This window comes from Arthrobacter sp. PsM3, assembly GCF_030433895.1.
Lineage (GTDB): Bacteria > Actinomycetota > Actinomycetes > Actinomycetales > Micrococcaceae > Arthrobacter.
Map to the genome: position 1 here is coordinate 19704 of NZ_JARUXE010000009.1, position 21227 is coordinate 40930.

General features: G+C 64.4%; 13 protein-coding genes. 2 read left to right on the forward strand and 11 right to left on the reverse strand.

What is annotated here, in order from left to right:
- Nucleotides 1-3 precede the first annotated feature (3 nt).
- The 7 genes from QCD75_RS06300 to rpoB form a co-directional block, all read right to left on the reverse strand.
- The gene (locus QCD75_RS06300) at nt 4-1557 is read right to left on the reverse strand and encodes a carboxylesterase/lipase family protein (RefSeq protein WP_301226775.1); all 1554 of its coding nucleotides are present in this window, start codon (nt 1555-1557) and stop codon (nt 4-6) included.
- Between the two features lie 288 nt (nt 1558-1845).
- On the reverse strand, nt 1846-3036 hold the full coding sequence (gene tuf / locus QCD75_RS06305) for an elongation factor Tu (protein WP_069949303.1): 1191 nt from the start codon (nt 3034-3036) through the stop codon (nt 1846-1848).
- 258 nt (nt 3037-3294) lie between these two features.
- A complete protein-coding gene (gene fusA / locus QCD75_RS06310; protein WP_226760322.1) occupies nt 3295-5409 on the reverse strand; it encodes an elongation factor G in 2115 nt (704 codons plus the stop codon).
- Between the two features lie 69 nt (nt 5410-5478).
- Nucleotides 5479-5949 carry a 30S ribosomal protein S7 gene (rpsG, locus tag QCD75_RS06315; RefSeq protein ID WP_011692813.1) on the reverse strand — a complete coding sequence of 157 codons (471 nt, stop codon included), beginning with the start codon at nt 5947-5949 and terminating at the stop codon, nt 5479-5481.
- Nucleotide 5950: 1 nt separating this feature from the next.
- Nucleotides 5951-6325, reverse strand: a complete 375-nt coding sequence (rpsL, locus tag QCD75_RS06320) for a 30S ribosomal protein S12 (RefSeq protein ID WP_011692814.1) — start codon at nt 6323-6325, stop codon at nt 5951-5953.
- A gap of 464 nt (nt 6326-6789) precedes the next feature.
- Nucleotides 6790-10689, reverse strand: a complete 3900-nt coding sequence (locus QCD75_RS06325) for a DNA-directed RNA polymerase subunit beta' (protein WP_301226779.1) — start codon at nt 10687-10689, stop codon at nt 6790-6792.
- Between the two features lie 106 nt (nt 10690-10795).
- Complete coding sequence (gene rpoB, locus QCD75_RS06330) at nt 10796-14314, reverse strand: DNA-directed RNA polymerase subunit beta (RefSeq protein ID WP_069949305.1); 3519 nt, start codon at nt 14312-14314, stop codon at nt 10796-10798.
- Between the two features lie 441 nt (nt 14315-14755).
- Between rpoB and QCD75_RS06335 the strand changes: the two genes are divergently transcribed.
- The gene (locus tag QCD75_RS06335; protein WP_301226780.1) at nt 14756-15955 is read left to right on the forward strand and encodes an acetyl-CoA C-acetyltransferase; all 1200 of its coding nucleotides are present in this window, start codon (nt 14756-14758) and stop codon (nt 15953-15955) included.
- A 5-nt stretch (nt 15956-15960) separates the two neighbouring features.
- Nucleotides 15961-16470 carry an aminoacyl-tRNA deacylase gene (locus tag QCD75_RS06340; protein ID WP_301226782.1) on the forward strand — a complete coding sequence of 170 codons (510 nt, stop codon included), beginning with the start codon at nt 15961-15963 and terminating at the stop codon, nt 16468-16470.
- Nucleotides 16471-16598: 128 nt separating this feature from the next.
- On the opposite strand, the gene QCD75_RS06345 is transcribed toward QCD75_RS06340, so the two are convergent.
- The 4 genes from QCD75_RS06345 to QCD75_RS06360 all read right to left on the reverse strand — a co-directional run bounded on the left by QCD75_RS06345 (nt 16599) and on the right by QCD75_RS06360 (nt 21123).
- On the reverse strand, nt 16599-18431 hold the full coding sequence (locus QCD75_RS06345) for a bifunctional metallophosphatase/5'-nucleotidase (protein ID WP_301226784.1): 1833 nt from the start codon (nt 18429-18431) through the stop codon (nt 16599-16601).
- Nucleotides 18432-18647: 216 nt separating this feature from the next.
- Nucleotides 18648-19022, reverse strand: a complete 375-nt coding sequence (gene rplL / locus QCD75_RS06350; RefSeq protein ID WP_301226786.1) for a 50S ribosomal protein L7/L12 — start codon at nt 19020-19022, stop codon at nt 18648-18650.
- Between the two features lie 74 nt (nt 19023-19096).
- A complete protein-coding gene (rplJ, locus tag QCD75_RS06355; protein WP_301226788.1) occupies nt 19097-19681 on the reverse strand; it encodes a 50S ribosomal protein L10 in 585 nt (194 codons plus the stop codon).
- Nucleotides 19682-20013: 332 nt separating this feature from the next.
- Nucleotides 20014-21123, reverse strand: a complete 1110-nt coding sequence (locus QCD75_RS06360) for a GNAT family N-acetyltransferase (protein WP_301226790.1) — start codon at nt 21121-21123, stop codon at nt 20014-20016.
- Between the last annotated feature and the right edge of the window lie 104 nt (nt 21124-21227).

The window sequence follows — 21227 nt, forward strand, 5'->3', positions numbered from 1 at the left end:
CAGTCAACGGATGCCTGCCCACAGGGCACGCTCCCACGACCGGGGATCCTCCACAACCCGGGAAACCGCGTCGAACAGCATCGTGGCCCTCCGCCCCGGGTCATACTGCGGCCAGCCCGGGGCGCCCGTGCCCGCAAACGCCACCCACGCGGCGTGCATGGTGCGCGCGAGTTCCTGCGGCGGATCGTTGCCCAGCAGCGGACCGAACAGCGGTGCGTCCGGTGCCGCCGTGTCGAAGACAAAAGCAACCTCAAGGGCATGGACTGCGCCGAGACCCGGTGCGGCCCAGTGGAATTCGTACATGTAGGTCCCCGCCGCGGAGCTGGAGCGGGCATGCGCGTCGGCCAGACGGATCGCGGGGATCCGCATCCACCAGTCAGTCTGGACCGCAGCCAGCAGATCACCGGGAGTTGCCGACGGGTAGTGCGCCCGGTAGGCGGCCAGCGCCTGCCCGGCCGGCAGGCCGTACGTGGCCAAAGCCTGGTGTCCGAAGGAGCGGACCGGTCCGCGCAGGATCTCGTCAGTGATCCCGGCGATCGCGCCGCTGGCGACCAGCCAGAGCCGCCAGTCCTCGGCGTTGGTGCCTACGATCACGTCGACTTGGCTGCCGGCTCCGGCAGCGATCCGATCGATCGGCGGTCCCGGCAGGATGTCGCCGTCGATGACGGGCTGCCACGGCATCGTGCTGGCCACCACCGCATCGCCCCAGCGCTCCGGGTCGGGGTCGGCGAGCAGCTCGTCCTTCAGTCCGGCCTGGGCCGACAGCAGACGCGCGACGCCGGCGCCCGCGATCGCCTCACGGGTCGCGGGCACCCCGAGCTTGCCGGCCAGGTATCCGGCGATGCGCAGCGCATCCCCGGCGGGCGTGACCTGGTGGGCTGCGCCGCTTTGCAGGATCGCCCGCCGTAAGAGCCCGTCCGCGCGGGGCATGGCGAGCAGCATCCCGATGCTCATCGCACCGGCGGACTCGCCGAAGACAGTGACATTGCCGGGGTCCCCGCCGAAGGCAGCGATGTTGTCCCGTACCCACTGGAGCGCAGCGACCTGGTCGAGAAGCCCGAGGTTGGCGATGCCGTCGCCGAGGTAGAGGAAGCCTTCCGCGCCCGGACGCCAGTTGACGACGACACAGACCACACCGTCCCGGGCGAAACGGCTGCCGTCGTAGGCCGCCGTCGAGCTGAGCTCGAACATGCCGCCCTGGATCCAGACCATGACGGGCAACCTGGACGCGCAGGTCTCCGGCGTCCAGACGTTGAGGTTCAGGCAGTCCTCGGCCGGGGCAGCCCGGTCCACCGCCGCGAACGCGGCCCCGACGGCTTGCCAGTCCTCGGATGCCCCGGCGGCCGGGCCGCTGGGGGTCGGCGGCGCCACCTGAGGGGGCTCCGGCCCAAGGGCTGTGGCATCACGCACGCCGGGCCACGGCGTGACCGGCCGGGGCGGCCGCAGCCGGCCCGCGCCGAAGGGCGGTGCGGCATACGGTACACCGAGAAAGGTGTGAACGCCGTCGGCAAAGCTCCCGCGCAGCACCCCGTTAACCGTCGTCACCAGTTCGTTCATCAGACCATCGTCGGCCCGGCGCGCGCGGCCGGGTAAGGGGCCTTGGACCTGCCGGCCCTGGCGGCGGAGGTGGCGTCGGCGGCAAAGGGGCATCGGCGGCGGAGGTGGCGTCGGCGGCAGAGGGGCGTCGGAGGCGGAGGTGGCGGAAGGCGCAGGAGGCGTATTGGCGTCGCAGCAGTGGCGCAGCAAAAAGAACAGCCCCGCTGCGACTGCAGCGGGGCTGTTCATTGCTTCACGGGGGCCGTGAGACGGCCACCCGATCAGGGGTCTAACTCAGATCAGCAAGTATTACTTGAGGATCTTGGTAACGCGTCCCGAACCAACGGTGCGGCCGCCTTCGCGGATAGCGAAGCCGAGGCCCTCTTCCATGGCGATGGGCTGGATGAGCGCAACGGTCATCTCAGTGTTGTCGCCGGGCATAACCATTTCCGTGCCTTCCGGCAGGGTGATAACGCCGGTTACGTCCGTGGTGCGGAAGTAGAACTGCGGGCGGTAGTTGGAGTAGAACGGGTTGTGACGTCCGCCTTCGTCCTTGGAGAGGATGTAGACGTTAGCCTCGAAGTCGGTGTGCGGGGTAATGGAACCCGGCTTGACGACAACCTGGCCACGCTCAACATCGTCGCGCTTCAGACCGCGGAGCAGGAGGCCACAGTTCTCGCCGGCCCATGCTTCGTCGAGCTGCTTGTGGAACATCTCGATACCGGTAACCGTGGTCTTCTGGACCGGGCGGATGCCGACGATCTCGACCTCGGAGTTGATGGCGAGGGTTCCACGCTCGGCGCGGCCCGTAACAACGGTGCCACGGCCGGTGATCGTGAAGACATCTTCGATCGGCATCAGGAAGGGCTTGTCGCGGTCGCGTACCGGGTCCGGCACGGAGTTGTCGACAGCTTCCATGAGGTCCTCGACGGACTTGACCCAAACCGGGTCGCCTTCGAGAGCCTTCAGGCCTGAAACGCGAACGACCGGAGCCTCATCGCCATCGAAGCCCTGAGCCGAAAGCAGCTCGCGAACTTCCATTTCGACGAGGTCGAGGAGCTCTTCGTCATCGACCATGTCCGACTTGTTCAGTGCAACCAGCAGGTAGGGAACGCCAACCTGGCGGGCGAGCAGGACGTGCTCGCGGGTCTGAGCCATCGGGCCGTCAGTGGCGGCAACCACGAGGATTGCACCGTCCATCTGTGCAGCGCCGGTGATCATGTTCTTGATGTAGTCAGCGTGACCCGGAGCGTCTACGTGTGCGTAGTGGCGCTTCTCGGTCTGGTACTCAACGTGGGAGATGTTGATGGTAATGCCGCGCTGACGCTCTTCGGGAGCAGAGTCAATAGACGCGAAGTCGCGCTGCTCGTTGAGTGTCGGGTACTTGTCGTACAGCACCTTGGAAATCGCGGCCGTCAGCGTCGTCTTACCGTGGTCAACGTGACCAATGGTGCCGATGTTGACGTGCGGCTTAGTCCGCTCGAACTTTGCCTTTGCCACAGGTTCCTCCTAGAACGTTTTCAAATGACTTACTCTTCGACCGCGCTTGTCGCGGCGAAACTTCAGTAAGTCTACTTGGGGGGCTTTGGATTGATGAAATTGCAGATTCAGGAACTAATACTAGTCCCTCGAGTCTGCCGGTGCAGATGGCCGCCCGGCTGGCCCGGAAAAGCGGCTGGCCGGAACCGGCCATCTGCACCGGGTGAATCCCCGTTGACGGAAACGCACCCGAGTTTGTTGCTGCGAGAGCCCTGGGGACTACTCGCCGCGGTTCTTCTGGATGATCTCGTCGGCAAATGCCTTCGGGACCTCGGCGTAGCTGTGGAACGTCATGGAGTACACAGCGCGGCCCTGGGTCTTCGAGCGCAGGTCACCGATGTAGCCGAACATGCCGGACAGCGGGACGTGCGCGCGGATGACCTTGACGCCCTGGGCATCTTCCATGGACTGCATCTGGCCACGGCGGGAGTTGAGGTCACCGATTACTTCACCCATGTATTCCTCAGGGGTGCGGACCTCGACATCCATCAGCGGTTCGAGCAGGATGGGGTTCGCCTTGCGTGCGGCTTCCTTGAAAGCCATACGCCCGGCGATCTTGAACGCCATTTCCGAGGAGTCAACATCGTGGTACGCGCCGTCAATCAGCGTGGCCTTGATGCCGACAACCGGGTAGCCGGCGAGGACGCCGTCGTTCAGCGCATCCTGGATACCGGCGTCGACCGAGGGGATGTATTCACGCGGAATACGTCCACCGGTGACCTTGTTCGAGAACTCGTACAGCTCGCCCTCGGACGTGTCGAGCGGCTCGATCGCGATCTGGATCTTTGCGAACTGGCCGGAACCACCGGTCTGCTTCTTGTGCGTGTAGTCGTGACGCTCTACAGCACGCTTGATGGTTTCGCGGTAGGCAACCTGGGGCTTGCCCACGTTTGCCTCGACCTTGAATTCGCGGCGCATGCGGTCCACCAGGATATCCAGGTGGAGCTCGCCCATGCCGGCGATGATGGTCTGGCCGGTGTCCTCGTTGAGGGAGACCTGGAAGGTCGGGTCCTCAGCGGAGAGCTTCTGGATGGCCGTGGAGAGCTTCTCCTGGTCACCCTTGGTGTTCGGCTCGATCGCAACAGAGATCACGGGCTCCGGGAAGCTCATGGACTCGAGGACGATCTGGTTGCTCGGATCACACAGGGTGTCGCCCGTGGTGGTGTCCTTCAGACCGATCGCTGCGTAGATGTGGCCAGCGGTAGCGCCGTCAACGGGCATTTCCTTGTTGGCGTGCATCTGGAACAGCTTGCCGATGCGCTCCTTCTTGCCCTTGGTGGAGTTGACCACCTGGGAGCCTGCTTCCACGTGACCGGAGTACACGCGGATGAAGGTGAGCTGACCGAAGAACGGGTGCGTGGCAATCTTGAACGCCAGAGCCGAGAACGGCTCCTCGGAGGACGGCTTGCGCGTCAGTTCCTTCTCTTCGTCGCGGGGATCGTGACCGATCATCGGCGGGACGTCGAGCGGGTTCGGCAGGTAGTCCACGACGGCGTCAAGCATCGGCTGGACGCCGCGGTTCTTGAACGCGGAGCCGCAGAAGACCGGGTAGAGCTCGGAGTTGATCGTCATCTTGCGGATGCCGGCCTTGAGCTCGTCGGTGGTGATTTCTTCACCTTCGAGGTACTTCTCCATGAGCTCTTCGGAGGACTCAGCAACGGTCTCGACGAGCGTTGCGCGGTACTCTTCGGCCTTTTCCTTGAGGTCAGCCGGGATCTCCTGGATCTCGTACTTGGCACCCATGGTGACGTCACCCTTGGAGTCGCCGGGCCAGACCAGTGCGCGCATGTACAGCAGGTCGACGACGCCGATGAAGTCGTTCTCGGCGCCGATCGGCAGCTGCATGACGAGCGGCTTGGCACCGAGGCGGCTGATGATGGTGTCGACGGTGAAGTAGAAGTCAGCGCCGAGCTTGTCCATCTTGTTGACGAAGCAGATGCGCGGAACGTTGTACTTGTCAGCCTGGCGCCAGACAGTCTCAGACTGCGGCTCCACACCTTCCTTGCCATCGAACACGGCAACTGCACCGTCGAGGACGCGCAGGGAGCGCTCAACCTCAACCGTGAAGTCAACGTGGCCGGGGGTGTCGATGATGTTGATCTGGTTGTTTTCCCAGAAGCAGGTCACGGCGGCAGACGTGATGGTGATGCCGCGTTCCTTTTCCTGTTCCATCCAGTCAGTCGTCGAAGCGCCGTCGTGCGTTTCGCCGATCTTGTGGTTCACACCTGTGTAGAACAGAATGCGCTCGGTAGTAGTGGTCTTGCCGGCGTCAATGTGGGCCATGATGCCGATATTGCGGACCTTGCTAAGGTCGGTAAGCACGTCCTGTGCCACGGTGTCTCCCTTTCGGATGGACTGCACGTTCGCCGCCGGCTCGGTAGAGCCGGCGGCGTCCGGGAAGTATTACCAGCGGTAGTGTGCGAAGGCCTTGTTGGACTCGGCCATCTTGTGCGTGTCTTCGCGACGCTTCACAGCGGCACCGAGACCGTTGGAGGCATCCAGAATCTCGTTCTGGAGGCGCTCGGTCATGGTCTTCTCGCGGCGGGCCTTGGAGTAGCCAACCAGCCAGCGCAGGGCGAGTGCGGTGGAGCGGCCCGGCTTGACCTCAACCGGAACCTGGTAGGTGGCGCCACCGACGCGGCGGGAGCGGACCTCGAGGGAAGGCTTGACGTTCTCCATGGCCTTCTTGAGGGCTGCAACCGGGTCGCCGCCGGACTTGGCACGCGCACCTTCGAGTGCACCGTAAACGATGCGCTCTGCGGTGGACTTCTTACCGTCAACGAGCACCTTGTTGATCAGCTGGGTGACCAGCGGGGAGCCGTAAACGGGATCTAGAACTAGCGGCCGCTTGGGGGCCGGACCCTTGCGAGGCATATTACTTCTTCTCCATCTTTGCGCCGTAGCGGCTACGAGCCTGCTTACGGTTCTTGACACCCTGGGTATCGAGGGCACCACGGACGATCTTGTAACGGACACCCGGAAGGTCCTTAACGCGGCCGCCACGGACGAGCACAATGGAGTGCTCCTGCAGGTTGTGGCCTACACCGGGGATGTAAGCGGTGACTTCAACGCCACCGTTAAGGCGCACACGTGCAACCTTACGCAGAGCCGAGTTCGGCTTCTTCGGGGTCGTCGTGTACACGCGGGTGCAGACACCGCGGCGCATGGGGCTGCCGTTAAGCGCGGGGGCCTTGGTCTTCTTGACCTTAGGCGTGCGGCCCTTGCGGACCAGCTGGTTAATCGTAGGCACTCTCGTGTTCTCCGTTTTATCCGGAGCGGCCGTTGGCAGCCGCTCTCTTGTCGCTGCGCCCCGCCGCTCGAGCTTTGAAGTTCTCTCCGGAGCGGCTGAGGCGAAGCCTTAATAGTCGGACCGCACGCCGGGATCCGCGGACTTTCATCCCGGACTGCCCCTAGGCATGCGAAAATGTGGCATACGTTGCACAAGAACCCTGCAAACCGGAAACGTCGACCTGGTTCAGCCTTTCAGCTTCTACCGTCGCTCTCATCCACTGCCACAATAACAATTAGTCTCAAGTCTAACACGGACGGGTCCCGGCCCTTAATCGGCCCGGAACCGGGCCCGTCCGCCGTCGCACCTTAGACACCAACGGGGGGTTAAACAGCAACGGGGGTTAAACACCCACGCGGGGTCACTTCGCGCCCAATCCGAGGTTCAGATTGGGCCGCAAGTGACCCCGCGTTGGTTATGGGCGGTTAGCGGAAGTCGCTGCCCAGGTCGTAGTCATCCAGCGGGATGGCGTGGAACTCGGGAGCTCCGTCGCCGCCCAGGGAATCGTAGGAGAAGTCACTGAACGCGCTCGGGCCGGTAAACAGGTTGGCCTTCGCTTCCTCAGTGGGCTCCACCGTGACCTCGGTGTAGCGCGGGAGACCCGTGCCGGCCGGGATGAGCTTACCGATGATGACGTTTTCCTTTAGGCCGAGCAGCGGATCGCTCTTGCCTTCCATGGCCGCCTGCGTCAGGACGCGGGTGGTTTCCTGGAAGGAAGCTGCGGACAGCCAGGACTCGGTCGCCAGGGACGCCTTGGTGATGCCCATGAGCTCGGGACGCCCGGATGCCGGCGTCTTGCCCTCGGACACAACACGGCGGTTGGCATCCTCGAAGCGGCTGCGCTCGGCGAGCTCGCCGGGCAGCAGATCCGATTCGCCGGACTCGATGACCGTGACGCGGCGCAGCATCTGGCGGACGATAACCTCGACGTGCTTGTCGTGGATACCGATGCCCTGGCTGCGGTACACGCCTTGGACTTCGTCAACCAGGAACTTCTGCGCGGCACGGGGGCCCATGATGCGCAGAACCTGCTTGGGGTCGACCGGACCGTTGATGAGCTTCTGGCCGACGCTGACGTGCTCGCCGTCTTCGATGAGAAGACGTGAACGGCGCAGCACCGGGTAAGCGATCTCTTCGGATCCGTCATCCGGGGTGATGACCAGGCGCATCTGGCGCTCGGACTCTTCGATGGTGATGCGGCCGGCTGCTTCTGCAATCGGTGCGACACCCTTCGGAGTACGGGCTTCGAAGAGCTCCTGGATACGGGGCAGACCCTGGGTGATGTCGTCGCCACCGCTGGAGGAAACAGCACCACCGGTGTGGAACGTACGCATGGTCAGCTGGGTACCCGGCTCACCGATGGACTGTGCGGCGATGATGCCGACTGCCTCACCGATGTCGACGGTCTTACCCGTGGCCAGCGAACGGCCGTAGCACAGGGCGCAGGTTCCGACGCTGGACTCACAGGTGAGTACGGAGCGGACCTTGACCTCAGTGATGCCGGCTGCGAACAGTTCGGCAATGACGACGTCGCCGCAGTCGGTGCCGCCTGCTGCCAGGACCTTGCCCTTGGAGTCAACGACATCCACGGCCAGGGTGCGGGCGTACGCGCTGTTCTCGACGTTCTCGTCCAGGACCAGCTCGCCGTTGGCGTCAGCCACGGCGATGGCGGTCATGAGACCGCGCTCGGTACCGCAGTCCTCTTCGCGGACGATGACGTCCTGCGAGACGTCCACCAGACGGCGGGTCAGGTAACCCGAGTTGGCGGTACGCAGCGCGGTGTCGGCCAGACCCTTACGGGCACCGTGCGTGGCGATGAAGTATTCCAGCACCGACAGGCCCTCGCGGTACGAGGACTTGATCGGACGCGGGATGATCTCGCCCTTAGGGTTGGCCACCAGGCCACGGATACCCGCGATCTGGCGGACCTGCATCCAGTTACCACGGGCGCCGGAGGACACCATGCGGTTGATCGTGTTCATCGGGGACAGGCTGTCACGCATCGCCTGGGCGATCTCGTTCGTGGCCTTGTTCCAGATCTCGATCAGTTCCTGGCGACGCTCGTCGTCGTCGATCAGGCCCTTGTCGTACTGGCCCTGGATCTTGGCGGCCATGGTCTCGTAACCGGCGAGGATCCGCGGCTTGTCCTTGGGCACCTCGATGTCGGAGATGGCGACGGTGACGCCGGACCGGGTGGCCCAGTAGAAACCGGCATCCTTCAGGTTGTCCAGCGTTGCCGCCGTGACGACCTTCGGGTAGCGCTCGGCGAGGTCGTTGACAATCGTGGACAGTTCGCCCTTGTCAGCAACATTCTCGACCCACGGGTAGTCCGCGGGCAGGGTCTCGTTGAAGAGGACCTGGCCCAGGGAGGTCTGGACGAGCACGGTCTGACCCGGCTCGTAGCCTTCCGGAGCTTCCCAGCCGGCGTAGGGGACAAAGCCCTCAAGCCGGATCTTGACCTGGGAGTTCAGGTGCAGCTCGTGCAGGTCGAACGCCATGATGGCTTCCGCAACGGAGGAGAAGATCCGGCCCTCGCCAGCTGAACCGACACGCTTGGTGGTCAGGTGGTAGAGGCCGATGATCATATCCTGCGAAGGCAGCGTCACCGGGCGGCCGTCAGAGGGCTTCAGGATGTTGTTCGAGGACAGCATCAGGATGCGGGCTTCCGCCTGGGCTTCGGGGCTCAGCGGCAGGTGCACTGCCATCTGGTCGCCGTCGAAGTCAGCGTTGAAGGCGCCACAAACCAGCGGGTGAAGCTGGATTGCCTTACCTTCAACAAGCTGCGGTTCGAACGCCTGGATGCCGAGACGGTGCAGGGTGGGTGCACGGTTCAGCAGCACGGGGTGCTCGGTGATGATCTCTTCGAGGACATCCCAGACCTGCGGGCGGTAGCGCTCGACCATCCGCTTGGCCGACTTGATGTTCTGGGCGTGGTTGAGGTCAACCAGGCGCTTCATCACGAACGGCTTGAAGAGCTCCAGCGCCATCTGCTTCGGCAGGCCACACTGGTGCAGCTTCAGCTGCGGGCCGACGACGATCACGGAACGGCCGGAGTAGTCAACGCGCTTACCCAGGAGGTTTTGGCGGAAACGACCCTGCTTGCCCTTGAGCATGTCGCTCAGGGACTTCAGCGGACGGTTGCCCGGTCCGGTGACCGGACGGCCGCGGCGGCCGTTGTCGAAGAGGCTGTCAACAGCTTCCTGAAGCATGCGCTTCTCGTTGTTGACGATGATCTCCGGAGCACCCAGGTCAAGCAGGCGCTTGAGCCGGTTGTTGCGGTTGATCACGCGACGGTAGAGGTCGTTGAGGTCGGAGGTCGCGAAGCGGCCACCGTCCAGCTGGACCATCGGGCGCAGTTCCGGCGGGATCACCGGGACGGCGTCCAGCACCATGCCGAGCGGGCTGTTGTTGGTCGTCAGGAAAGCGTTGACCACCTTGAGCCGCTTCAGGGCGCGGGTCTTGCGCTGGCCCTTGCCGTTGGCAATGATGTCGCGGAGCATGTCCGACTCGGCCTGCATGTCGAAGTTCTCAAGACGCTTCTTGATGGCTTCGGCACCCATGGAGCCTTCGAAGTACATGCCGTAACGGTCGCGCAGTTCGCGGTACAGGCCTTCGTCGCCTTCAAGGTCAGCGACCTTGAGGTTCTTGAACCGGTCCCAGACCTGCTCGAGGCGCTCGATTTCCGCATCCGCGCGCTTGCGGACGTTGGCCATCTGGCGGTCAGCGGAGTCGCGGGCCTTCTTCTTGTCGGCAGCCTTGGCGCCTTCGCCTTCGAGACGGGCAACCTCGTTCTCAAGGTCGCGGGCGATCGTGGCGATGTCCGAGTCGCGGTTGTCGATCAGCTGCTTCTTCTCGATGTCGTGCTCAACCTGAAGGTTGGGCAGTTCCTCGTGGCGGCTGTCGGCGTCGACGCTCGTGATCATGTAGGCGGCGAAGTAGATGACCTTTTCGAGGTCCTTCGGCGCCAGGTCAAGGAGGTAGCCCAGGCGGGACGGAACACCCTTGAAGTACCAGATGTGCGTGACCGGGGCGGCCAGCTCGATGTGGCCCATGCGCTCACGGCGGACCTTTGCGCGGGTGACCTCAACGCCACACCGCTCGCAGATGATGCCCTTAAAGCGCACGCGCTTGTACTTGCCGCAGTAGCACTCCCAGTCGCGGGACGGGCCGAAGATCTTCTCGCAGAAGAGGCCGTCCTTCTCAGGCTTGAGCGTGCGGTAGTTGATGGTTTCCGGCTTCTTAACCTCGCCGTAAGACCAGCCACGGATGTCTTCCGCGGTGGCGAGGCCGATCTGCATGAGGCCGAAGGAGGATTCGCTGGACATATGGTCCCTGTTCTCTCTTGTTCTCTAAATTCTGAAGTCTTGGGTTACGGGAAGAGGGAGGGGGCGTACGACGACGGGTGGGGAACCCGCCGTCGTACCCCGCCTGCTAAACCTCTTCTACGGAACTGGGCTCTGCACGAGACAGATCGATGCCCAGTTCTTCCGCAGCCGTGAAGACTGCGTCATCAGAGTCACGCATTTCAATTGTGGTTCCGTCCGTGGAAAGAACTTCCACGTTCAGGCACAGCGACTGCATTTCCTTGATCAAGACCTTGAAGGACTCAGGAACGCCCGGCTCGGGGATGTTCTCGCCCTTGACGATGGCTTCGTAGACCTTCACACGACCATGGATGTCATCCGACTTGATCGTGAGGAGCTCCTGGAGCGTGTAGGCGGCGCCGTAAGCTTCGAGCGCCCACACTTCCATTTCACCGAAGCGCTGGCCACCGAACTGAGCCTTACCACCCAGCGGCTGCTGCGTGATCATGGAGTACGGGCCGGTGGAGCGCGCGTGGATCTTGTCGTCCACCAGGTGGTGGAGCTTCAGGATGTACATGTAGCCGACCGAGATCGGATCCGGGAACGGCTCGCCGGAGCGGCCGTCAAACAGGCGGGTCTTGCCCGAGGAGTTGATCAGGCGGACACCGTCGCGGGTGACGTTGGTGGAGTCGAGCAGGCCCGTGATTTCCTCTTCACGTGCACCGTCGAAGACCGGCGTTGCAACAGTGGTCGAGCCACTCTCGCGCGGCAGGTTCGGCAGCTGCTTGACCCACTCGGGCTCGCCCTCGATCTTCCAGCCGGTCTTGGCAACCCAGCCGAGGTGCGTTTCCAGCACCTGGCCGACGTTCATACGGCCCGGAACACCCAGCGGGTTCAGGACGATATCAACGGGGGTGCCGTCGGCAAGGAAGGGCATGTCCTCGATCGGAAGGATCTTGGAGATAACGCCCTTGTTGCCGTGACGGCCGGCGAGCTTGTCGCCGTCGGTGATCTTGCGCTTGGCAGCCACGTAGACGCGGACCAGCTGGTTGACGCCCGGGGGCAGCTCGTCGTCGTTGTCGCGGTCGAAGACGCGGACACCGATCACGGTGCCGGACTCGCCGTGCGGAACCTTCAGGGAGGTGTCGCGCACTTCGCGGGACTTCTCACCGAAGATGGCGCGCAGCAGGCGCTCTTCCGGGGTCAGCTCGGTCTCGCCCTTGGGCGTGACCTTTCCGACCAGGATATCGCCGGCTTCGACCTCGGCGCCGATGTGGATGATGCCACGTTCGTCAAGGCCGGCCAGGACTTCCTCGGACACGTTCGGGATGTCACGGGTGATTTCCTCGGCACCAAGCTTGGTGTCGCGGGCATCGATCTCATGCTCCTCGATGTGGATGGAGGAAAGAACGTCCTCAGCCACGATCCGCTGGGACAGGATGATGGCATCCTCGAAGTTGTGGCCTTCCCATGACATGAATGCCACGAGCAGGTTCTTTCCGAGGGCCAGTTCGCCCTGGTCCGTTGCCGGGCCGTCAGCGATGATGCCGCCGACCTCCAGGCGCTGGCCTTCGCTGACCAGAACGCGGTTGTTGTAGCAGTTGCCCTGGTTGGAGCGGGCGAACTTGTTGATGCGGTAGTTGGTTTCCGTGCCGTCATCGTTGAGCATGATGACGAGCTCGGCGGAAACCTCGGTGACCACACCGGCCTTCTTCGCGATGGTGACGTCACCGGCGTCGACAGCAGCGGCGCGCTCCATGCCGGTACCGACGAACGGTGCCTCGGAACGGACCAGCGGCACGGCCTGGCGCTGCATGTTGGCACCCATGAGTGCGCGGTTAGCATCGTCATGCTCAAGGAACGGGATCAGGGCAGTAGCCACCGACACCATCTGGCGCGGGGAAACGTCCATGAACTCGACCTCGGCGGCGGGGACCAGCACGGGCTCGCCTCCACCACCACGGGCACGGACGAGGACGGTCTCTTCGGCGAACTTCTTGTTCGGATCGAGCGGGGCGTTGGCCTGTGCAATCAGGACCTCTGCCTCGTCGTCGGCCGTGAGGTACTCGACCTCATCGGAGACAACACCCTCGGACACGAGACGGTACGGGGTCTCGATGAAGCCGAACGGGTTGATGCGTCCGTAGGAAGCCAGCGAACCGATCAGGCCAATGTTCGGGCCTTCAGGGGTTTCGATGGGGCACATGCGTCCGTAGTGCGACGGGTGAACGTCTCGGACTTCCATGCCTGCGCGGTCACGGGACAGACCACCCGGGCCAAGCGCCGACAGGCGGCGCTTGTGGGTCAGACCCGACAGCGGGTTGTTCTGGTCCATGAACTGGGACAGCTGGGAGGTTCCGAAGAACTCCTTGATGGCTGCCACGACGGGGCGGATGTTGATCAGCGTCTGCGGCGTGATGGCCTCGACGTCCTGGGTGGTCATCCGCTCGCGGACAACACGCTCCATACGGGACAGGCCGGTGCGGACCTGGTTCTCGATGAGCTCGCCGACGGCGCGGATGCGGCGGTTGCCGAAGTGATCGATGTCATCGATCTCAACGCGCAGCTCGTGGTCCTGGCCGTCGCGCTTGCCCGTGAGGGTCTTCTCGCCGGCGTGCAGTGCAACCAGGAACTTGATCATGGCAACGATGTCTTCAACGTGCAGGACAGACGCTTCCTTGTCACCAAGGGAGCGGTCGATGCCGAGCTTGCGGTTGATCTTGTAACGGCCGACCTTGGCCAGATCGTAGCGCTTGGAGTTGAAGTACAGGTTGTCCAGCAGCGACTGGGCAGCCTCGACAGTGGGCGGCTCGCCCGGTCGCAGCTTCCGGTAGATGTCCAGCAAGGCGTCTTCGCGGGTCTCGGTGGCGTCCTTCTCCAGCGTTGCGCGCATGGAGTCGTACTGGCCGAACTCTTCGAGGATCTGGCCTTCGGTCCAGCCGAGGGCCTTCAGCAGCACCGTGACGGACTGCTTGCGCTTGCGGTCGAGGCGAACGCCGACCTGGTCGCGCTTGTCGATTTCAAGTTCGAACCAGGCGCCGCGGGACGGGATGATCTTCGCGGTGAAGATGTCCTTGTCACTGGTCTTGTCGGCGGTGCGCTCAAAGTAGGCGCCCGGGGAGCGGACCAGCTGGGAGACAACGACACGCTCGGTGCCGTTGACGACGAAGGTGCCCTTCTCGGTCATCAGCGGGAAGTCACCCATGAACACGGTCTGCTGCTTGATTTCGCCCGTGTTGTTGTTCATGAATTCGGCCTTGACGTACAGCGGAGCCGAGTACGTTGCGTCCCGGTCCTTGCACTCAGCCATGGTGTATTTGGGATCAGCGAACTCCGGCTCCGAGAAGCTCAGGGACATGGTGCCCTGGAAGTCCTCGATCGGGGAGATCTCTTCGAAGATGTCGGACAGACCCGAGGAGGTGGCGACGCTGAGGTCGCCTTCTTCGACGGCCTTGGCTACGCGTGCCTGCCAGCGTTCGTTTCCGACCAGCCAGTCAAAGCTGTCCGTTTGCAGGGCAAGCAGATTCGGAACGTCAAGTGGTTCGTGAATCTTTGCGAATGAGAGCCGGCGGGTTGCACCGTCGGTGCTGTCGGCATTGATAGCGGTTGCAGCGTTGTTTACATTAGAGGTGCTCGAGGCGACCAAGAGGGATCCTTCCACAGACCTTCAGGCGTTTTCAGATCTCCCCCGTTATGTACCCTGCAGAGTGACTCCGCAGTGCTACCAGTCCGGTTCCGCTATATGACCCGGGACCCGCGCTGACCATGCTGGTGCCGTTGTTGACGGCACATTGATGGCACAGCTGCAAGGCTAAGCCCACCGCTATATGAAGGCTGAAGGTAAACAGGGAAGACGCAAATATCTACGATACGGCAAAGCAACCTACTTGTCTACCCCACTTCGCCCGGGATTGCAAGCACCCGCCCCGGCCCCACCCGCCGCACCGGCCGCGCCTGCCCCCGCATCCTCCCCGCGCCGCCGCGGCACCGCCGCGGCACCGCCGCCGGGCCACCACCGGCCAAATAGCACGGTGACGGGGGTCACGATAACCTTGCTGTAACTCGTTCAAGATCGGAAGAGATAACCATGAGCAACTCTGCAGACGACAATGATGTTGTCATCCTCGCCGCCGCCCGCACGCCCCAGGGGCGCCTCAACGGGCAGCTTGCCAGCTTCACGGCGGTGGAGCTCGGCGCCCACGCCATCCGCGCCGCACTCGCTGCCTCCGGGGTGAAGGCCGAGCAGGTGGACTCGGTGATCATGGGCCAGGTGCTGCAGGCCGGGGCGGGCCAGAATCCCGCCCGCCAGAGCGCCATCGCCGCCGGCATCGGCTGGAACGTTCCCACCCTGACCATCAACAAGGTGTGCCTGTCAGGGCTGACGGCAGTGATCGATGCGGCCCGGATGATCCGCGCCGGCGACGCCACCGTCGTCGTCGCCGGCGGCCAGGAGTCCATGACCCGTGCCCCGCATATCCTTCCCGGTTCGCGGCAGGGCTGGACCTATGGCTCCGTCCAGGCGCTCGACGTCGCGGCCCATGACGGCCTGACCGATGCCTTCGACGGGCAGTCCATGGGCCTGTCCACCGAGGCCAAGAACCTCACGCTGGGGATCGACCGCACGTCCCAGGACGAGGTGGCGGCCGCGTCCCACCAGCGCGCCGCCCGCGCCGCCAAGGACGGCGTGTTCGACGGTGAAATCGCCCCGATCAGCGTCAAGCAGCGCAAGGGCGAGCCGGTCATCCTGTCCGCGGATGAGGGCATCCGGCCGGACACCACGGCCGGCTCGCTGGCCGGGCTGCGGGCGGCGTTCGTCATGGACGGCACCATCACCGCCGGCAACTCCTCCCCGCTGTCCGACGGCGCCTCCGCCCTCGTGCTGTCCTCCCGGAAGTTCGCCGAAGACAACGGACTGGAGTACCTCGCCGTTGTCGGCAAGCCCGGGCAGGTGGCCGGGCCGGACAACTCGCTGCATTCCCAGCCCTCCAACGCGATCAAGAGCGCCCTGCACAAGGCCGGCTGGTCCGCCGCGGACCTGGACTTCATCGAGATCAACGAGGCGTTCGGTTCCGTGGCCGTGCAGTCGCTCAAGGACCTGGACTACCCACTGGAGAAGTGCAACATCCACGGCGGCGCGATCGCCCTGGGCCACCCGATCGGTGCCTCCGGCGCCCGGCTGGCCCTGCACGCGGCGCACGAGCTGAAGCGGCGAGGCGCCGGCAAGGCTGCCGTATCCCTGTGCGGCGGCGGCGGGCAGGGCGAAGCGCTCCTGCTGTACCGCGACTGAACGCTATGACGGACCCCGCAGCCCCCGCAAGGGGAGCGGCCGGTGACGGCGCCGGCCGGGAGCGGTTCCTGGCCGACGCCGCCGCCCGCGGGCTCAGTGTCCAGCTCGTCGAGCGGCGCGCCGCCGGCAGCCTCGAGGAGGCGGCCCGGATCCTCGGCATCCAGCCCGGGGACATCGTGAAGTCGCTGGTGGTCAAGCACAGGGACGGAAGCTTCCTGTTCGCGCTGGTTCCCGGCGACCGGCAGATTTCCTGGCCCAAGCTCCGGGCGCTGCTCGGGGTCAACAAGCTCTCCCTCCCGGCGGCGGACGTGGCCCTGGCTGCCACGGGCTACGAGCGCGGCACCATCACCCCGCTGGGAAGCACCGTGGCCTGGCCGGTGTACGCGGACCGGAGCATCACGGGCCGCCGGATTTCGATGGGCGCCGGGGAGCACGGCTACAGCGCCTTCGTGGACGCCGACGCCCTGACCGCCGCCCTCGGCGCCGTCGTCGCCGACATCTCGGAGCCGAACTGACCCGCCTGGCGATCTAGCCCGCCAGGGTTAACTCCCCCGGGTTAAAAAACACCAACGCGGGGTCACTTACGGCCCGTCCCGACGCCCGGGATGGGCCGTAAGTGACCCCGCGTTTGTGTTGGGTGGGGCTAGGGGGTGACGGTGAGGGCCGCGCCGTTGACGGTGAGCCGCCAGTTGTCCTGGCTGAACAGGGCCACGTCCAGGGTTCCGTTGGCCACGACGTAGTCGATGATCCGCTGCCGGATTTCCTGCTGGCTGTTGGAGAGCACCGGGGCCGTCTTCACGGCGGGGAAGTTGCCGCCGCCGCTCTGCCGGTAGTTGTTGATGGCCAGGGCGAACTCCTGGTCCATCCGCAGGGCCTGGCCGCCGTAGCTGAGCCCGGTGATGCGCTCCCCCACCGGCTTCGCGAGGTCAATCTCGTAGTTCAGCGGCGCGTCAAGGCCGTAGACGACGTCGTAGTTGTAGTCCGGTGTCCCGCCCGGGGCCGCCGCGGTGACGGCGTTGGTGACGTCGGCGGCGCGGGCGGTGGTGCTGGAGACCGGCTTGAAGTACTGCGCGGACCATTCCAGGTAATCCTTCACCTGCGCGCCGGTGACCTTGATGGACAGCAGCGTGTTGTCGAAGATGTAGAGCCCTGCGACGTCCCGGATGGTCAGCGGCCCGGCCTTGACGTCCACGGCACGGGAGAACGCGGCTGCGATTGAGAGGACCGGCAGCGCGGCGGCCGGCCCGTTGGCCAGTTCGGCTTTGATGGTGCTGGCCTGGACGTAGTTGATCGCATCAATCGCGGCCGAGTCCTCCCAGCACGCGGTGGCCGTGCTCAGCGGGGCGGTGCAGGTGCCAATCACCTCGTTGACGTACTTCACCGTCGCCTCGTGCCCGGCCTGGACGGCACGCACGACGGCGGGGTCGGCGTCGACCGTCTTGGCGTCCAGCAGGTGCGAGTGGGCGGACGTGACGGTCCACCGGCCTTTCTCCTTGACCAGTTCCAGGTCCATCACGGAGACGCGCATGCCCCACTTGAGGGGTTCGGTCAGGAGCACCTGCCTGCCGGTGGCCTTGTTGGCCACGAAGCGTTCCGGGATCTCCAGGTGGGCGTGGCCGACCAGGATGGCGTCGATGTCGGGTACCTCTTCGGCCAGCTGAGTGGAGGCGTTCTCGGGGAACGGCAGGGCATCGCCGTAGGAGGAACCCGGCGTCGCGCCCGAGTGGCTCGTGACGATGACGACGTCGGCTCCGGCGGCCTTCAGCTGCGGGATGACGACTTTGGCTTCCTCGACGATGCCGTTGAAGTCCAGCTTGCCCTGGACGTTGTCGCGGTCCCACAGGGCGCAGCCGGGGGTGACGAAGCCGACCAGGCCCACGGTGACCCAGCCGTTGTCGGGCTTGACCCGTTTGAGGACGTAGGGGCTGAAGGCGCGCCGGCCGGTGACGGCGTCGTGGACGTTGGCGCCCAGCAGGGGGAAGTCGAGCTGGCTTTCCCAGGTGCGCAGCAGCGGGATGCCGTAGTTGAATTCGTGGTTTCCGAGGCCGACGGCGTCGTACCCCACCGCGTTCATGGCCAGCGCCATCGGGTGCTTGACCGTGGCGGAAACGGGGCTGATCTTTGCGAAGTAGTAGGCCAGGGGCGTCCCCTGGATGGTGTCGCCGGCGTCGATGGTGAGCGTGCTGGCCGCGCCGCGCTCGGCCCGCATCGCCTTGATCAGCGTGGCCGCCTGGGCGATGCCGATCTTGTTTCCTGCCGTGTCGGCGTAGGGCGTGTTCTTGAAGTAGTCCCAGTTGAAGACATTGTTGTGCAGGTCGGTGGTACCAAGCACCGTCAGGGTGAACGGTTTTCCGCCGCTGCCCGGGGATGCGCCAGCCGCCGGGGCCCCGGCCAGGGCCGCGGCGCCCGCGCTGCCTCCGACGAGGGCCGCGGTGAGCATGGCACGGCGGGAGAGCGGGGTGGTGGGGTCGGTCATTGTGTGAGCTCCTCAGCGTTGGCGGCCTGTTGGCACAAAACCAAAGTCTAGGGGCCCGCCATCCCGGGAGAACAGAGAGCCAGCAACCTGTTTTGGGAATTTCATGTTCCGTTGGTTTCCGGCCCGGACGCAGGAAACCCCGCCCACCGGAGTGGACGGGGTTTCCCGGAGCGGAACGGGAACGCTGGGTTCCCGGACAGTCCCTGAAGCGGCGAGTTACTTGAGGGTAACGCGAGCGCCGGCTTCTTCGAGCTGTGCAACAGCCTTCTCGGCAGCTTCCTTGGTGACGCCTTCGAGGATGGCCTTCGGGGCGCTGTCAACAACGTCCTTGGCTTCCTTGAGGCCCAGGGAAGTGATTGCACGAACTTCCTTGATGACTGCAATCTTCTTGTCGCCCGGGTGCTCCAGGATGACGTCGAATGCGGTCTGCTCTTCTTCTTCAGCGGGGCCGCCGGCAGCGGGGCCAGCAACTGCAACAGCAGCGGCCGTTACTTCGAAGGTCTCTTCGAAGAGCTTGACGAACTCAGAGAGTTCGATGATGGTGAGTTCCTTGAAAGCTTCAATGAGCTCTTCGTTGGTGAGCTTCGCCATGGTGTGGCGTCCTTCCTATAGTGGTGCTCGGGCGGCCGGAGCCGTGCCTTCGCACCGGAGTCTGGTTTAAAGAGTTAGTTCTCTTCGGGGGCTGCGGCGTCGGCCGGAGCCTCAGCTGCTGCGTCGGCCGGAGCTTCTTCAGCGGCGGGCGCTTCGGCTTCAGCCGGTGCGCCGTTCTCTTCTTCAAGCTTGAGGCGCAGTGCGTCGATGATGCGTACAGCGGCGGCAGCAGGAGCCTTGAGGATGCCTGCAACCTTTGCGAGCTGCAGCTCACGGGACTCGAGTGCTGCCAGTGCGGCAACCTCGCTGGCGTTCAGTGCCTTGCCCTCGAAGTAACCGGTCTTGATAACCAGCTGCTTGTTGGTCTTGGCAAAATCCGTCAGGCTCTTGGCAGCGGCAACTGCGTCACCCTTGATGAACGCGATTGCAGTGGGGCCGGCGAGCTGGCCGTCGAATGCTTCGACCCCAGCTTCCTTGGCTGCAATGGCGGTCAGGGTGTTCTTGACGACCGAGAACTTGGTGTCCTGGCCGAGAGAGACACGCAGCTGCTTGAGCTGTGCAACGGTGAGCCCACGGTATTCGGTCAGGACAGCGGCGTTCGATTCCTTGAAATCGTTAGTGATCTCAGCTACTGCTGAAACCTTGCTAGGCGTTGCCATAACCCTCCTTCCGGGGATAGTGCCGGTATTTCCCGGTCCCCGCTCAAAAGAGCTAAAAACTAAAAAACGCCCCGCGCAGATGCACGGGGCTTGTCTCGACGCAGTCCATGACTGCGGAGCTTTGCTTCGTTCACCTGCGCCGGCCGCCCTATGTTCAGGGTCCTTCGTCCGGAGATCCACTGGCTCTCCCGGCGCGACTGCAGAAGTGAGTCTTGCTTGGGAGAGTGGATTTCCAACAACCGACGGTCTTTGGTCCCTCCAGCTTACGCGAGACCGGGCGTGTGCTCCAAATCGTGGCCCCGGCGGGCGCCCCCCGGTTGCCGGGCGCGCTGTCAGCTGACGCTGGGGCCGAAGTCCGGGAGTTCCTTTTGCCAGATGCCTGTTACGCCGGCGGTGGTGAATCCGAGCTGCTGGTTGACGGTGAGCAGGTACCGGTTTTCCGGGGCGTTCCAGGTGTAGAGGACCCGGGCATCCGGGAACTGCTCCGAGAGCCTCTCCATGTTCGAGACCTTGATCAGCAGGCCCAGTTTATTGCCGCGGTGCTCCCGCAGGACCACGGTGTCGTCCTGGAACACGACGTCGGGGCGCATCGCGAGGACGCTGATGGTGGTCAGGCCGACGAGCTCGCCGCCGGCGATGTGTTCGACGGCGGTGACCACCGTCCTGCGTCCCTGTGCGATGGCGACGTCCTCGGCCTCGCGGAGGATGCCGCCGTCGAACACCATGCCCCCGTCGTCGGCCCCGGGCACACCGTCTTCGCCGGCGCTGTTTTCTAGCGCGGCGACGGCTTCGAGCCATTGTTCCGGGCACCGGTCCGTCCAGTGGTGCAGCCGGTACCGGCCAGCGTTCGCTTCCTCGGCCTCGGTTTCCAGCTGCTCCACGAGCTCACTGTCGAGGGGCAGCGTGCAGGCACTGAATTGTTCGATGTGCTGCAGGGTATAGCCGCTGTGCCGGGCGAATTCCACTTCCCGGCTGTTCACCGGGACGAAGCCAAGGCCCGTCCCGGGCACGAGCTGGCCGGCTTCGCTGTCGCCCAGCGATGAGCTCGGATGGTTCGTGTCGATCAGGATGGTGTGACGGCCCTCGTCCCGGGCAAAGTGCTCCGCGGCTTCGAGGAGTTGCCGTCCAACGCCGCGGCCCTGGAACTCCGGCAGGATGTCGAGGGCAAATTCGGCCAGGTCGAGGTTGTCCGAGAGAGGCAAGGCGATGTCGACGGTCCCGACGATTTCGCCGTCGACCCTGGCCACGAGGATGACCTGGCGCTCGTACGGGTCCGCCATCTCCAGCAGTTTCTCCCGGGGCGCGTAGGCGAGGTCGTCGCTCCCCCAGGTCTGCATGCGCACCTTGCGGCCCACCTCGACGGCGGCAATAAAGTCGGCAGCGTCCGGCCCGTCAAGCGAATCGGGGATCCACAGCTGTTCAATCCGTACGTCGTTTGCCATAACGGGCATCATCCCCAGCTGTTCTGCCATCTACGGGTACCGGATTCCCGGCACTAACAGGGCTTCCTCCGTCAGCATATGCCGGTTTGCGCCGGCGTTCCATC

Bases quoted from the DNA above. Each gene is read 5' to 3' on its own strand.
- QCD75_RS06300 (WP_301226775.1), bottom strand. From the start codon at position 1,557: ATGAACGAACTGGTGACGACGGTTAACGGGGTGCTGCGCGGGAGCTTT.
- rpsG (WP_011692813.1), bottom strand. From the start codon at position 5,949: ATGCCTCGCAAGGGTCCGGCCCCCAAGCGGCCGCTAGTTCTAGATCCC.
- QCD75_RS06325 (WP_301226779.1), bottom strand. From the start codon at position 10,689: ATGTCCAGCGAATCCTCCTTCGGCCTCATGCAGATCGGCCTCGCCACC.
- QCD75_RS06335 (WP_301226780.1), top strand. From the start codon at position 14,756: ATGAGCAACTCTGCAGACGACAATGATGTTGTCATCCTCGCCGCCGCC.
- QCD75_RS06340 (WP_301226782.1), top strand. From the start codon at position 15,961: ATGACGGACCCCGCAGCCCCCGCAAGGGGAGCGGCCGGTGACGGCGCC.
- QCD75_RS06345 (WP_301226784.1), bottom strand. From the start codon at position 18,431: ATGACCGACCCCACCACCCCGCTCTCCCGCCGTGCCATGCTCACCGCG.
- rplL (WP_301226786.1), bottom strand. From the start codon at position 19,022: ATGGCGAAGCTCACCAACGAAGAGCTCATTGAAGCTTTCAAGGAACTC.
- rplJ (WP_301226788.1), bottom strand. From the start codon at position 19,681: ATGGCAACGCCTAGCAAGGTTTCAGCAGTAGCTGAGATCACTAACGAT.
- QCD75_RS06360 (WP_301226790.1), bottom strand. From the start codon at position 21,123: ATGGCAAACGACGTACGGATTGAACAGCTGTGGATCCCCGATTCGCTT.